Below are 13,181 nucleotides of genomic sequence, written 5' to 3'. Positions count from 1 at the left end.
TTGCGGTTATGGGCATGAGAAACGAGGAAGCTGGAACGGGTTGCGAATGCTGTTTGGCGCAAACTCCAGCGTGACCTGATGTCCGTCGACGTTGAACGTGGCCTGACGGCTAAGACTACCTGCTCCCGGGCTGGTACTCGCTTTATCGAAAAAGCGGTTTAGCGCCCAGGCACCGTTGGTCACCAGCGTCGCCGTACTGCCATTCGCCAGCCCCAGTTGCATACGTACCTGATTGGTACCACCCGGTCCTGGCCAGTTCATGATCTGCACCGCCTGAGGACCATGGCTGTAGCGCAGTTGCTGGCCATCAACGTCCAGCGTCAGGTTCAGAATGGTGTTATCCATTCGGACGGTGCGGACCGTCACTTTGAAAGACGGGGTCGTGGCACCGTTTGCAAAGAAGGCATCACGGATCGACTGGGCCTGCTGGAACGGTCTCAGCAGACCTTCACTTCCTGGCAGCGTTTTACCGTCGATGCCCGGCATAAAGCGCCAGTTTGCCTGGGTGGTGTCCACTTTATTGGTTAGATTGTCGCGGAAGAAGGCATCCATCAGCCCGGTTCCCGGCGCAAACATACGCGCGAGATCGTCAGGAGTGACCTCGGTGCTGGCGCTGCGCACCAGCGGGTAGCGACCGGCAATCGCCTGACGACAGAATCCACCCACTTCGACATTGATCCGCTTACGCACATTGTCCAGATCACGGCGCTGGGTATCGCTGCTGGCTCCCACCGCCATGTTGCTGAACATGGTTTGCAGCCCACCCGGCAGACGACCGGCACTGGCCTGCAGACGGCTGATCGCCTCACCACCCGGTGCCGGCATACCACTGTTGGCGGCATCCTGGACGGCGGTCAGGTAACGATAAAGCTCATCCACCTGCTTAAGAAAGTCATCAAAGACGATAGTCTTGCCGCCCTTCTCCAGCGGTTGCGCCAGCTCAATCAGCGGGGCGTAGTGATCAGTAACCAGTTGTTCCGGTGACTGGGCGACAACGGCAGCCTGTGAAGGAGCAGAGTTGTTATTGCTGAACAGCGTTTCCAGCGTGCGGGTAGCGCGGTTGCTTTGATCCTGTGCTTTACCGGCATTGTCTGCTGCTGGCACATCACGAGACAGCGTCAGTACCTGACTCAGGCTCAGCACCAGACGGCGCAGCGGTGAGTTTGTGCCAGAAAGCAGACGCGCGGTGTTGATGCGCTGAGACAGGTCGGCACTGTTGTTAAGCTGAATGTCGGCGAGATAGGGATCCCAGTTCGCGATAAAGTCACGCATGTAGAGCTGGCGCACGTCGTTATCGATCTGCTGTTTATCTTCCGGCGCCATGGAAGCCCCCAGAACCCAGGCGTCGTCCTCATGCAGGGCGGTGGTCACACTATTAATCTGGCCGTTAAAGCTTTTCCAGTAGCCGTCCGGAGTATAGAGCCCCGGCACACCCTCACTCACTGGTTTGCCACTTTTACGTGAAAATACCAGTTCGCTCTGCGGTCCTCCCAGGTCGGTAAGAGACACCGGCTTCAGATTTTCATCATGCTCCAGCAGACGCTTCAGACGACCATACACGCGGGTGGAGAGCGGCTGCTGGTTGATCAGCGCTCTTTCGCGAGTAACCAGAGATTCGTCCTGGGCGTACGGGGAGGCCTGAATTTTCGGCTCCAGCAACTGGGTCAGATGCCATTCAAGCTGTTGCAGCTGTGCCTTCGTCACGTTTTGCGGCAGGTTGCGCTGCAGATTGAGCATCACCCACGAATGCAGGAATTTACCGTCGTAGTGTTTCGGCTGATACAGCATCTGATAGGCTTTTAACGCTTCATAGCTGTATTCCGTATCGCTACCGTTGTCGTTACGAAGCCAGGTGGTGATGTGCATGGCGACAGCAGGTAATAGCATCTGATCCAGCGCTTTCTGGTACAGAGACTGCGATGCATCACTGACGTCATCCCCACGATAAAGCCCCATACGGCGGGATACTGGCGGATCGTTTACATCAAACGCGTCACTCTTCGGCAGGTCCACCAGACCATTGAGCAGAGGCAGCAGATCAAACAGGTCACGCTGAGGCTGATTCTGTAACGCTTTGCTCTGCTGATCCAGCAGCGGCACCTTCGCATCGACCTCTTCCAGATACGCCTTGTTTTTGGCGTAGCTGGTCAGCCACAGTCCACCAAGGATCACCAGCAGAGACAGCAGCGCTGCATAGCCGGACCAGATCACCGCCCGGTTGCGCAGTTCCCACCAGCGGTTTTCTCCGGCAATACCGGCTTCCTGGAAAATGACGTTTTGCAGCAGATTCTTGATGAAGAAGCTCTGGCCTTTCGCACCGGGAATGGGTGCCTCTTTGCTGACTGCATCCCAGCTATCACCCTCGGCACCTTCAGGTAAAGAGAGCGCGCGGTTCAGTTCGCCCATCACGCGGTCAAACGGCATGCCCTCCTGGGTCCCGCTGGCGAAGTAGATCCCGCGCGGGGAAAACTCAGTTTCGAAATTCGAACGGGCGAAGACTGTGCTCAGGTAGTCCGCCAGCAGCGGACGCAGCGCGGCAAATTCCTGCGGGAAGAGATAGGCTTCGGCGCGAGTTTTCGCATCATGCTCTTTCAGCATGGTTTCCGGCAGCCCGGCATCCAGGCGCTGCTGTAACAGAGAAAACTCCTGCTGGAAGTTGCCCATCAGGTCGTAATCGGCGTGTCTGGTTTGCTCCCACGGCAGCGTAAAGCCCCAGATCTGATCGCGCTGGGCTTTGTCGTAGTCGGCAAACCAGGCACGGAAGCCTTTAAGCAGGTCAGCCTTGGTCACCATCACATAAACCGGGAAACGGATGCCCAGTTGTTCATGCAGCTCAGAAAGACGCTGACGCAGATTCACCGCCTGCTGGCGGGACGCCTCGGCAGACTGGGTGAGCAGGTCAGAAATGCTGATAGTGATGATGACACCGTTGATCGGCTGGCGGCGGCGATACTTACGCAGTAACCCCATGAATTCCAGCCATTCTCCGGCATCCTGTACCTGCTCGCTCTCCTGAGTAGTATAGCGACCCGCCGTATCCAGCAGCACCGCCTCGTTAGTGAACCACCAGTCGCAGTTACGTGTGCCACCAATACCCCGCAGCGCAGTCTTACCGAAACGATCGGCCAGTGGGAACTGCAGCCCGGAATTAACCAGCGCCGTGGTTTTACCGGAACCCGGTGCACCAATAATGACGTACCACGGCAGTTGATACAGATATTGCGTGCTGAAGCGCTGCGTCCACTGGGCACTCTGCCCCGCTTTGCTGAAGTGCGCTTTTTTCAACATCTGCGCGGCTTCATCAAAACGGCTGGCGAGGATCTGCTCCTCGCTGTTCAGTCGTTTCTGCGGATCCGCGGCTTCCGCTTTGCTCGTGTTCTCATTGAGCTTGTCCATCAGCTTGCGGTTCAGCCAGGCATTGTACAACCGCGGCAGGATATGGCCCTGCGCCCAGAGCAGATAGACCACAGCGATGCTGATGATGCGGTTTTGTTCAGACTCAAGCGGTCGGGTGTCCACGATGGACAACAGTGGACCGATCATCCAGATCACCGCCGCAAGCGCCGTTACGCCGAGGAAGCTCCACAGAATGCGGTTGGTCAAAATGGAAAGAAGTGTAGTCAGCATCCTTAGTTTCCTTGCGGCAATCCGTTCAGCTCAGCCTGTGTATTTTCAGGCGACACCAGCAGAGTAATTTCCACACGGCGGTTACGGGCGCGGTTTTCAGGCGTATCGTTTGGCGCTACCGGGTTAATTTCGCCCCGCCCTTCCGCTTTCACACGATCAGGCCGGGAGAGGCTTCCCTGCAGCATGTTCTGTACAGACCGGGCACGTTCCAGAGAAAGTTCATAGTTAGAGGCAAAGCGCGCGCTGCGAATCGGCACGTTGTCGCTGTAGCCCACCACCAGAATTTTGCCGCTGACGTTATTCATTGCCTGCGCAATACGGTTGATCACCGGTTCATAGCGATCACGCACAACGGTGGAGGCAGAGGCAAACAGCCCGTCACCTTTCAGGATCACGACGCTACGGTCCGCTTCGTCTTTCACCGCGACCAGACCCGCCTCGATTTCAGGTTTCAGGAACCCGCGCAGGTTCAACACCGCAGGTAGCTGACGGGCCGGCTGCTGGATGGTGGTTTCCGGTAACTGGGACTGGTAAATCTTCGCCAGCACCGGGTTGGTGTTATCGCCAAGACGCCAGTTAAGCACGATATAAAACAGACAGGCGATAAACCCGACCAGGGCTACGCAGGCCCAGAGGGGTACCATCGGGCGCCACAGTTTGCGCAGCACCGGACGATCTTCCGGATGGGGGGAAAGCGGTGGCGGATAGCTGCCACGTACGCCACGGATCATCTGCCAGAGTCGCTGCTTGATCGTCTCGAGCTGGGTGCGGCCATTATCCAGCACCCGATAACGCCCTTCGAAGCCGAGCAGCAGACAGTAGTTGATCATCTCCAGCAGCAGAATATGTTCGCGTGGGTTTTGCGACAGACGCGCCAGCAACTGGAAGAACTTTTCACCGCCCCAGGTTTCGTTATGGAACGTCACCAGCAGGCCGTTGCTTGACCAGACGCCACTACTGCCCCAGGGGGTCAGCGCAGCCGCTTCATCCAGTGCCGTACACAGGCAGTAACGCGCCCCGACGATCACCTCATAGGCGAGGCCAGCCTGCTGACAGCGGACTTCGAAACGGCGAATTTCATCGATCAGACGCTGGCGTAATGCCACCTGATCGTCATGAGACACCGAATGACGGATCTGCGGAATCGCATTGAGCAGCGGATTAGCGGCCGCCACCAGCGGATTGTTACTACTGGCTCCGGTAATCGCGGCATCACTGCCGGTATCCTGTCGTTCCTGCATATTTAGCGCTCGCTATATTATTCTGTCGGGCTACGGATGGCCCAAAACTCCATATCCAGCCCCGGGAATTCCCCTGCAAGATGCAGGGCAAATGCACCGGACTTATCCATCTCGTGCCACAGCTCACTGCCTTTCTCCAGCTCAAAGTAGCTGTAGCCCGCATGCCATGGGATCTGCGGCGGCGCAACCGGCATGGCGCGCAACATAATGCCAGGCAGTTGCAACTGGACCAGATCGCGGATTTTCGATACCGGCGCGATCTTCATCTGAGCAGGGAAATGAGTTTGCAGGTGTTCGCCTGGCACACTGGCTTTTACCGCCAGTACGAAGCCAAACTCGCGCACCATGCTGGTTTCAGGCACCGTGGCGATGTTCAGACCGTGGGAGCGCTCGTTAAGCGGCAACTGAATCGCGTGATCTTCCATCACCAGCGACAGCCCCTGACGTAACATCAGCATCAACTTGCTGAAGCAGTTCGCGAGATCGTCATGATCGTAAATCGGCAGAATGTTTTCGGCGTGACGTTGCGAGGTCCAGGTGGCGAGTTCGGTCGCAAACGGCAGCCAGCTACGCCAGAGTGTTTCCGGGTGTAGCAGCGGCAGCGTTTTTAAGTGGGAAACTTCGCCCAGATGGCGGTTCACCAGCGACAACAGCGTAAATTCGATCAGTTCAGAGGTGTTAAAGCGGCCAGGCTGACGCAGACGACCGCCAATCTGCTGACTGCGCTGCACCAGTAAGCCGTGAAGATCGTTGATCATGCTGTAGATCTGCGGGCTGTTATTGGCGTTCAGCATCGGTGGAATGTAGCTGTTATCGAGTCGCACGAGGTTATCGTTACGTTTCTCGGTTACCACCGCCACGCCGATGGCGGTCCATTCTGCTGTCAGATCTTTTTCCAGCATCAGGGTCAGACGCAGACGGCCAAACTGGACGGTGGCATCCCCCACCGACATGGCGTTATCGTCTTCTACCTCTTGCTCGAAAGCGATGAAGCGCGCCAGAGAGGCCTGCTCTTCACTAAAAATCACCTCTTCTCTTTCACCACGGCGAACCGGCAGTGCAAGCACCACCTTTTCATTGGTGAGGTTGTCCGGGATTTTCAGCGGAGCGGGACCGTTGCGCCCGTTACGCACCTGGAAAAAGGTACCGTCCGGCAGCAATCCACTGCAGTAGCTCAGGGCAATGCAACCCTGACGAAGCATTGCTTCATCGAGTTCAACGTCAAGAAAGCCCCAGAGATATGAGCGCTGTAGCGCACCCCATTCACGAACATGGTTGAGCAGATAACTTTCAGTCCGCTGAAAATGGTGTGGACGCAGGAACATGCCTTCGGTCCAGACGACCTTTTCTGCTTTCGTCATGATGATGTGTTTCCTGTTTTAACGCGCGTTACTGACTGATGACACGAATACCATTCACGTCGAGAAAAACGTTGGCCTGGAGTTCATCCGCGGACCATTTCCAGAACTGATAGAGATGATTTTCGCCTGGCACAGGCAGAGGGATTGAAACGCGCCATTTTTTGCCATCCAGCATCTGATATTCCGCCATCACACCGATATAGCGGGCCTCCGGAGAGCTTTGTCCGCTGAGGGTTTTCGACAGCTGTCCTGGCATCAGGAAGAACACATCGCTGTTCAGCAGATTCGCGCCAAGCGTTGCTGACGCGTTGTTCTGCAGGGAATAGAAGTCGCTGGACATGAAATCCGCATCGGATTTCAGCAACAGTACCCGGACTTTAAGCGGCGCAGATTCATTGATTTGTGGATGAGCCTGAAACTGCAGATTGTAGCGGGAAGGGTCGCTGTGTGAAGACGACGTACAACCACTGACAAGGGTGAAAACCACCGCGTAAAAGACCAACCATAACCGATGAAAATTTTTATTATTCATAAAAACACGCTCATAAAAGCCGTTTAGTTCAGGATCCAGGTACCGTTAGCGCTGTCTTTGCAGGCTTTGCTGTTGCCATCAACATCGACACAGGTCGCTTTTTTACGTGACTTAGGACGAATGGCCTGTTTACGTACGGCGGCCTCGTACTGATCGGCCTTGATGACGGCGCGCATCGGAACGTAACCAATCAGCTGGTCTTGTCCTTCATCGGCAAGCGCCATCCAGTAGTGTTCAACCTGCCCCAGCACCACGTAGGTTTTTCCGGTTTCCAGCGTACGGATAACCTTTCCGCCAAAGTCAGGACGGCTCATCACGGATGCCGGATACATGGCACGATACGGCTCATTGAGTTGGGTGAATTCTGCAGGCGGCGTAACCGCGTGACGGTGGGTTAAGGTGACGCCGTTGACCTGGCTGGTCACGATCGTATCGTCGTTGATAACAGGTTTCTGCGGCGCTTTACAGCCCGCCACCGCCATTACAAACAGAAGTGAAAACAGTACGCGCATTTTCATATGCTTTTCCGTAGCGATATTTCGATGATGAAGATGAGGGAATGAAGTTTGTTTTAAGTACTAAAGTTAAAACATGCAGGATAATTTCGGGGCGTGACTATTTTAAGGGCATAGCTACCGCACGAGCCCTTCAGAATAAGGCCCAGCGTCTTCCTGACATATTTTAAGAAACAGCGAGCAAGTTTACATGAGCTTCGTATCAATTCAATATTTAACGCCACGCAAGTGATGGTTAATGAAGCACTCGATGCATTATAGGATTAATCTGACAAACAGAGTCGACGCATTCTGAAAGAGGTTATTATTAGGCGAACCACTAACGTAACAACCTGTTTAATAACATAAAAACACAAAAGAGAACGAGTTGCATTAACGCAACCAACCTATTTTCACCACTACCATAATTAGTAGAATTTCGCTTATTTTCGGTTTGCAATGAATATATTCTTTATGAATTATTTGTTGCATCGATAGAGTATGTTTATTTCTGCCCGGCAGGACATCTTAAATCAGATTATTTCAGACCGCTGGCAGGCAGTTAATTTCACACCTCAAAATAAGTATGTATTTTTTATCGTGATAACTGTCTATTCAGACATCAATTGGATGAATTAACAATTAAGCGTGGGTAAACTTTCCTGCTGCAATGATGTTCAGAATTTTCTTTAGATCAATTTACACTGAGGTTTACCGCTAGCTCACCCTTCCCGACTTTCATATGAAGTTTTATCGCTACTACATTATTTTCTCTTCCTGCGTCATCTATCCCACCGAACGTGTGATAGATAAGATTTATTATCAAAATGATAAAATTTCGTTATAATTTCTTTAAATTTTTAGACTACATCGCTTATAAGTCACTGTAATAAAGATGTATTTAAGATAAAGCGCTTTGCAGCACCGTGTGCATTGATACACGTGGTCATCATTGCTTGCGCTTATTGCCCCTCCACAGTGGTTTTACGGGTCCGGCGGTGTATGAGTTAACGAGTCAGGAGTTGGTATGAATAAGAAAAGACGCTCAGTTCCCGGGATCAGACACTATGACGGTCCTGCTGGTGGCTGGGGGGCGTTAAAAGCCACCGCCATCGCGGTGCGTACCCAAATGGATACCTTTGATGCCCCCGCGACGCTGCTGCGCACCAACCAGCCTGACGGCTTTGACTGTCCGGGCTGCGCATGGCCTGATAAAGAGCACAAATCGACGTTCCAGTTCTGTGAGAACGGCGCGAAAGCAGTGACCTGGGAAGCGACCAGCAAACGCGTCACCCCAGCTTTTCTGGCCGAAAACACAGTTGCCTCATTGCTGGCTAAATCTGACTTTGAGCTGGAAGGATACGGCCGTCTGACACATCCCCTGCGCTATGACCGGGCAAGCGATACTTTCAAGCCTGTCGAATGGGACGAGGCGTTTCAACGCATCGGTGAGATCCTGCGCGGGCTCGATCCGGATCAGGTTGAGTTCTATACCTCCGGGCGCGCCTCCAACGAAGCGGCATACCTGTTCCAGCTCTTTGCACGCGAATACGGTACTAATAACTTCCCCGACTGTTCGAATATGTGTCACGAAGCCACCAGCGTCGGATTGCCACGCTCGATTGGTATCGGGAAAGGTACTGTCTCACTGGATGATTTCGATAAAACAGAGCTGGTGATCTCCATCGGTCACAACCCCGGGACTAACCATCCTCGGATGATGGGTACCCTTCATGAACTTGCGCGCCGCAACGTGCCGATTATCGTCTTTAACCCGCTGCGCGAGCGCGCTCTGGAACGTTTTGCGGACCCGCAAAGCGTCATTGAAATGGCGACCTACAGCTCGACAGATATCGCGTCGACTTACTTCCAGGTGAAGGCCGGAGGTGATGCCGCCGCGTTAAAAGGTATTGCTAAACACCTACTGCACATGGAGGCCGAACGCGGTAACGTGCTCGACCACGCGTTTATTGCCGAACACACCCAGGGCTTTGAGGACTTTGCTGCCGATATTGCCCACACGCAGTGGGACGAGATCGAGCGAGAGTCAGGGCTGAGCCAGGCGGCGCTTAAAAGCGTGGCCGACGCCTATGCGAAATCCAGTGCCACTATCATTACTTACGGGATGGGGATTACCCAGCACAATAAAGGCACGGCTAACGTCCGGCTGATTGCTGACCTTCTGCTGATGCGCGGCAATATTGGCAAGCCCGGTGCGGGGATCTGCCCTCTGCGCGGTCATTCAAACGTGCAGGGAAACCGCACCGTCGGGATTAGTGAGAAGCCGACGCCGGCATTTCTGCAGCGTCTGAAAGACGTTTTTGGGTTTGAGCCCCCCTCCCATCACGGCCATGATGCGGTGCAGGCAACGCAAGCCATGATCGACGGCCATGCAAAAGCGCTCATCTGCCTCGGCGGTAATTTTGCCGTCGCGATGCCCGATCACGAGCGCGGTTTTCCGGCGATGGGATCCCTGGCGTTGAGTGTCCACGTCGGGACCAAGCTCAACCGTACCCATCTGCTGGTCGGTAAAGAGACGATTATTTTACCTTGTCTTGGTCGTACCGAACTGGATGTTCAGGCCACCGGGCGTCAGTCCATTACCGTCGAAGACTCGATGTCGATGGTGCATGCCTCTTCAGGCAAGCTAAAACCTGCGTCTCCACTGCTGCGGGCTGAACCGGCCATTGTCGCCGGCATGGCGAAAGCCACTCTGCAGGCAACCCGTGTGGACTGGATGACGTTGATTGAGGATTACGACCGCATCCGCGATCTCATCGAGCAAACCATTCCGGGGTTCGAGAACTACAATGCGCGGATCCGCGTTCCCGGCGGCTTCCGTATGCCACTGCCACCCACGAAACGTATCTGGCCAACGGCGACTGGCAAAGCGATGTTCTCAATATTCGACGGCGTACATGAAAATGCCAGTGGTGAAGGAGAGCATGTTCTGCGCCTGATCACGCTGCGCAGCCATGACCAGTACAACACCACCATTTACGCCCTGGACGACCGTTACCGTGGCGTTTTTGGCCGCCGGGATGTGCTGTTTATGAATGAAGATGATATGGCACAGGCTGGGCTGGAACACGGTGACCGCGTGGATATCGAAACCGCCCTTCCCGGCAGTGTTCAGCGTCTGGAAGATATTACGGTTGTGGCATACAGCATCGCACCGGGCTCTGTCGGAGCGTACTATCCGGAAGCCAACGTGCTGGTGCCGCTTGATTATCTGGATAAAGACAGCGGCACGCCGTCCTATAAATCAGTTCCGGTTCGCATCACCCTGCGCTCGAAAGAGATCCGCATGCTGTAAGGCTGTTTGCGCAGAGAAAGACGATGGATATAAAACAGCTGAAATATTTGATCGCACTCGACGAGACCCGCCACTTTGGTAAGGCGGCCTCGCAGTGCAACATCACCCAGCCGACGCTCTCCATGCGCATCCGCAATCTGGAAGAGGAGCTTGGGCTGGTGCTGATTGTGCGCGGGCAGCGCTTTGAAGGCTTTACACCGGAAGGTGAACGCATTCTGGCATGGGCGCGTGCCTTGCTTGCTGCCCATGACGGATTACAGGCTGAAGCCGCGCTGTGCAAGGGCCAGGTGGTGGGTGAGTTACGCCTGGGAATGGTCCCGCTGGCGAGCGTGGACCCGATGATCTTTATCCGCCTGTTGACGCAAAAATACCCGGAGCTGACTTACAGCCTTTATTCCATGTCCTCGGCACAGATTGCCGATGGCGTCAGCCGTAATCAGCTTGAGCTGGGTATATGCTACCTCAACAGTATCGACACCAGCTTGTTTGACATTATTCAGTTGCCAAAGACGAAGATGGGTCTGCTGCACGATACGCGTCATTTTCAGTTGGATCAGGTCACCCTGACCTGGCGCGACCTGATGGATTTTCCGCTGGGGTTCCTGACCAAAGGGATGCATTACCGGGCGCATATGGAGGCCAGCTTTAACGCCGCAGGGATCGAACCCACGTCCGTTTTTGAAAGCGACTCCACGTTCCAGATTATTCAGGCGGTTCAGAGCGGCGTATGTTGCGCCGTGATGCCGCTGAGCAACGGGCTGGAAGACCTGAACAGCAATTTCAGGATAGTCCCCATCGCCGACGCCAATATTGAGGCCCCTGTCGGCCTGATTATGCGCAGACAGAAGCCCGTCTCCTCGCTGGCACTGCGCTGTTTTACTGACGCTCAGGCGATTTTTCACGCAGACAATGAAGCGTAAGCCTGACGCGTCACCACGCTAAAACCGCCGATCAACACCGCGTCGCAAACGTTCCGATGTTCCGGTGATTCCACCAGCGCGCGGAGCGCATCACGAATGGTGTTAAGCGTTTCAGGCGAGGTGTTATGCGAGGTAATCAGCGGTAGCCCCGGCGTCAAAGGGGTACGGTCAATGACCGCGAGCCCCGCAAGCCGTTCCGGCTCGTGACGCTGCAGCAGTGCCCAGGTCACACAGTCGATGGCTGCAATATCACCTTCTCCGTGTTTGACATCAATCAGCGACTGACGATGGCTGCCACTGAATGTCGTTTGTGAGAAAAAATTGTCGTCAGCCACTTTCTTTCGCAGCGCATGGTAGCCGGACTGCGAGTCCGCGGAATTACAGACCGCCCGACGTCCGCGAAAATCCGCCAGCGTGAGATGCCGGTCCTGTGCACGCACCACCAGAAGACTGCGGTACTGGATCCCATCGCATCCCGGAGCCGTGTAGTGAAAACAACCGACCACCTGCACGTCCGGCAGTTGCGTGACCAGCGGATAGCCGCAGGTCTGGCTGAGAATAAGTTCAGGCTGCTGCCAGTGAGTCAGCAGGTCAGACACCGGCTCGCCGGGGTCTCGAACAACGAACACACCACGTGCGGCCAGCAAACTCTTTACCGTCAGCCAAAGCGCGCGGGTATTGGCTTGATCAATGGCATACATAGGAAATGCCAGCAGATTACTCATCATTTGTCCTTTGTTGGCGCCCCGGATGGACGGTAACGTCAACGGGTCTGCTCCAGAACTGGCAGAACCATTCGCCATAGCCCCGGACGAGAAAACCACGGTTTCGCTGCCGATACGCATCCTGGTTTTGCTGGTAGATTGTCTTCAGCCCATACCAGGGCACGCCCGGTAAATCATGATGTACTGAATGGTAGTTGAGATTCAAAAACAGTACCCGCCAGAACAACCCAGCCTCGTTAATGACAGAACGTGCGAGCGGGTCATCCGCCGCACGATGTTCGAAAAATGATCGGACCTTGGTCAGCGCCAGCGCCGGATAACTGACCGCCAGCACAAACCAGACGGGTGAAAACCCGGTATGTGTCATCCATGTGAAGAGTGCCACCAGCAGCAAAATGTGAACCAGCCACATTGATATTGCCCGCAGTTGAAGATGACTAAACGCCGCCACGGCACTGCCCAGTGTCTGAACGATATCCAGCAGCGGCGCCAGCAATATCCGCCCGGTAAAGGTATTCCGCGCCTGGATCACGCGTTTCTGCCAGGGGGAGAAGCGCGCCCAGCTCGCTTCTGTAAAATAGTATGACTCCGGGTCATCCGCCGGAAAAGTCAGGCTATGGTACCGATGATGGGCGAGATGGGAATCCCGGTACAGACCATATGGATACCAGACAGCCAGTGGGAGCGTACCAAGCAGCTGGTTAAGCCAGGCAAAACGCGTGGGATGTCCGTGGATCAACTCATGTTGCAAGGACATATACCAGGCGGTAAACCCGATGAGCAGCAACGTGGCGGGCAGCAGGCCGAGCATTTGCCAGAACGTCAGTGTGGCAAACCAGCCTGCATAAATAGTGATGATCAATAGCCACGTGGGCAGTTCGCTTCGCCATATAAAACCCGATGCGAGATGGCGGATTTGTTCGCGTTGTTGCTGATGTAAATAGAGGGAGTTTCGTTTACCCATT

Annotated in this window: 9 protein-coding genes; 2 read left to right on the top strand and 7 right to left on the bottom strand. The window is 54.7% G+C overall.

Annotated elements, in window-relative coordinates; all coding sequences use genetic code 11:
- Window positions 1–6: 6 nt before the first annotated feature.
- The 5 genes from tssM to V6E55_RS00920 are packed head-to-tail and all read right to left on the bottom strand — an operon-like array spanning window position 7 to window position 7,279.
- Complete coding sequence (gene tssM / locus V6E55_RS00940) at window positions 7–3,627, bottom strand: type VI secretion system membrane subunit TssM (protein WP_316941947.1); 3,621 nt, start codon at window positions 3,625–3,627, stop codon at window positions 7–9.
- A gap of 2 nt (window positions 3,628–3,629) precedes the next feature.
- Window positions 3,630–4,868 (bottom strand): DotU family type VI secretion system protein, encoded by a 1,239-nt coding sequence (locus V6E55_RS00935; RefSeq protein ID WP_114976954.1) that lies wholly within the window; start codon window positions 4,866–4,868, stop codon window positions 3,630–3,632.
- A gap of 17 nt (window positions 4,869–4,885) precedes the next feature.
- On the bottom strand, window positions 4,886–6,229 hold the full coding sequence (tssK, locus tag V6E55_RS00930) for a type VI secretion system baseplate subunit TssK (RefSeq protein WP_114976953.1): 1,344 nt from the start codon (window positions 6,227–6,229) through the stop codon (window positions 4,886–4,888).
- A gap of 28 nt (window positions 6,230–6,257) precedes the next feature.
- Window positions 6,258–6,761, bottom strand: coding sequence for a type VI secretion system lipoprotein TssJ (tssJ, locus tag V6E55_RS00925; RefSeq protein WP_049008586.1), 504 nt, complete (start codon window positions 6,759–6,761; stop codon window positions 6,258–6,260).
- Between the two features lie 23 nt (window positions 6,762–6,784).
- The gene (locus tag V6E55_RS00920) at window positions 6,785–7,279 is read right to left on the bottom strand and encodes an SH3 domain-containing protein (protein ID WP_114976952.1); all 495 of its coding nucleotides are present in this window, start codon (window positions 7,277–7,279) and stop codon (window positions 6,785–6,787) included.
- Between the two features lie 1,003 nt (window positions 7,280–8,282).
- On the opposite strand from V6E55_RS00920, the gene V6E55_RS00915 reads away from it, so the two are divergent.
- Together V6E55_RS00915 and V6E55_RS00910 are read left to right on the top strand one after the other, a co-directional pair.
- On the top strand, window positions 8,283–10,571 hold the full coding sequence (locus tag V6E55_RS00915; RefSeq protein ID WP_316941946.1) for an FdhF/YdeP family oxidoreductase: 2,289 nt from the start codon (window positions 8,283–8,285) through the stop codon (window positions 10,569–10,571).
- A 23-nt stretch (window positions 10,572–10,594) separates the two neighbouring features.
- Window positions 10,595–11,491 carry a LysR family transcriptional regulator gene (locus V6E55_RS00910; protein ID WP_114976950.1) on the top strand — a complete coding sequence of 299 codons (897 nt, stop codon included), beginning with the start codon at window positions 10,595–10,597 and terminating at the stop codon, window positions 11,489–11,491.
- Here V6E55_RS00910 and V6E55_RS00905 read toward each other — a convergent pair.
- Together V6E55_RS00905 and V6E55_RS00900 are read right to left on the bottom strand one after the other, a co-directional pair.
- Entirely contained in the window at window positions 11,470–12,216 is a 747-nt protein-coding gene (locus V6E55_RS00905) for a phosphate/phosphite/phosphonate ABC transporter substrate-binding protein (RefSeq protein ID WP_129997082.1), read from the bottom strand. The two genes, V6E55_RS00910 and V6E55_RS00905, sit on opposite strands and share 22 nt — an antisense overlap.
- Window positions 12,209–13,180 (bottom strand): fatty acid desaturase, encoded by a 972-nt coding sequence (locus V6E55_RS00900; protein WP_316942038.1) that lies wholly within the window; start codon window positions 13,178–13,180, stop codon window positions 12,209–12,211. Before V6E55_RS00900 ends, V6E55_RS00905 begins: the two co-directional genes overlap by 8 nt.
- Window position 13,181 lies beyond the last annotated feature (1 nt).

It is taken from the genome of Enterobacter sp. 342, from assembly GCF_036663495.1.
Classification (GTDB): Bacteria; Pseudomonadota; Gammaproteobacteria; order Enterobacterales; family Enterobacteriaceae; genus Enterobacter.
The sequence above is the reverse complement of the archived record's forward strand: the minus strand, read 5'-3'. Positions and strand labels throughout refer to the sequence as shown.

Bases quoted from the DNA above. Each gene is read 5' to 3' on its own strand.
- V6E55_RS00910 (WP_114976950.1), top strand. From the start codon at position 10,595: ATGGATATAAAACAGCTGAAATATTTGATCGCACTCGACGAGACCCGC.
- V6E55_RS00900 (WP_316942038.1), bottom strand. From the start codon at position 13,180: ATGGGTAAACGAAACTCCCTCTATTTACATCAGCAACAACGCGAACAA.
- tssK (WP_114976953.1), bottom strand. From the start codon at position 6,229: ATGACGAAAGCAGAAAAGGTCGTCTGGACCGAAGGCATGTTCCTGCGT.
- tssJ (WP_049008586.1), bottom strand. From the start codon at position 6,761: ATGAATAATAAAAATTTTCATCGGTTATGGTTGGTCTTTTACGCGGTG.
- tssM (WP_316941947.1), bottom strand. From the start codon at position 3,627: ATGCTGACTACACTTCTTTCCATTTTGACCAACCGCATTCTGTGGAGC.
- V6E55_RS00915 (WP_316941946.1), top strand. From the start codon at position 8,283: ATGAATAAGAAAAGACGCTCAGTTCCCGGGATCAGACACTATGACGGT.
- V6E55_RS00905 (WP_129997082.1), bottom strand. From the start codon at position 12,216: ATGAGTAATCTGCTGGCATTTCCTATGTATGCCATTGATCAAGCCAAT.
- V6E55_RS00920 (WP_114976952.1), bottom strand. From the start codon at position 7,279: ATGAAAATGCGCGTACTGTTTTCACTTCTGTTTGTAATGGCGGTGGCG.
- V6E55_RS00935 (WP_114976954.1), bottom strand. From the start codon at position 4,868: ATGCAGGAACGACAGGATACCGGCAGTGATGCCGCGATTACCGGAGCC.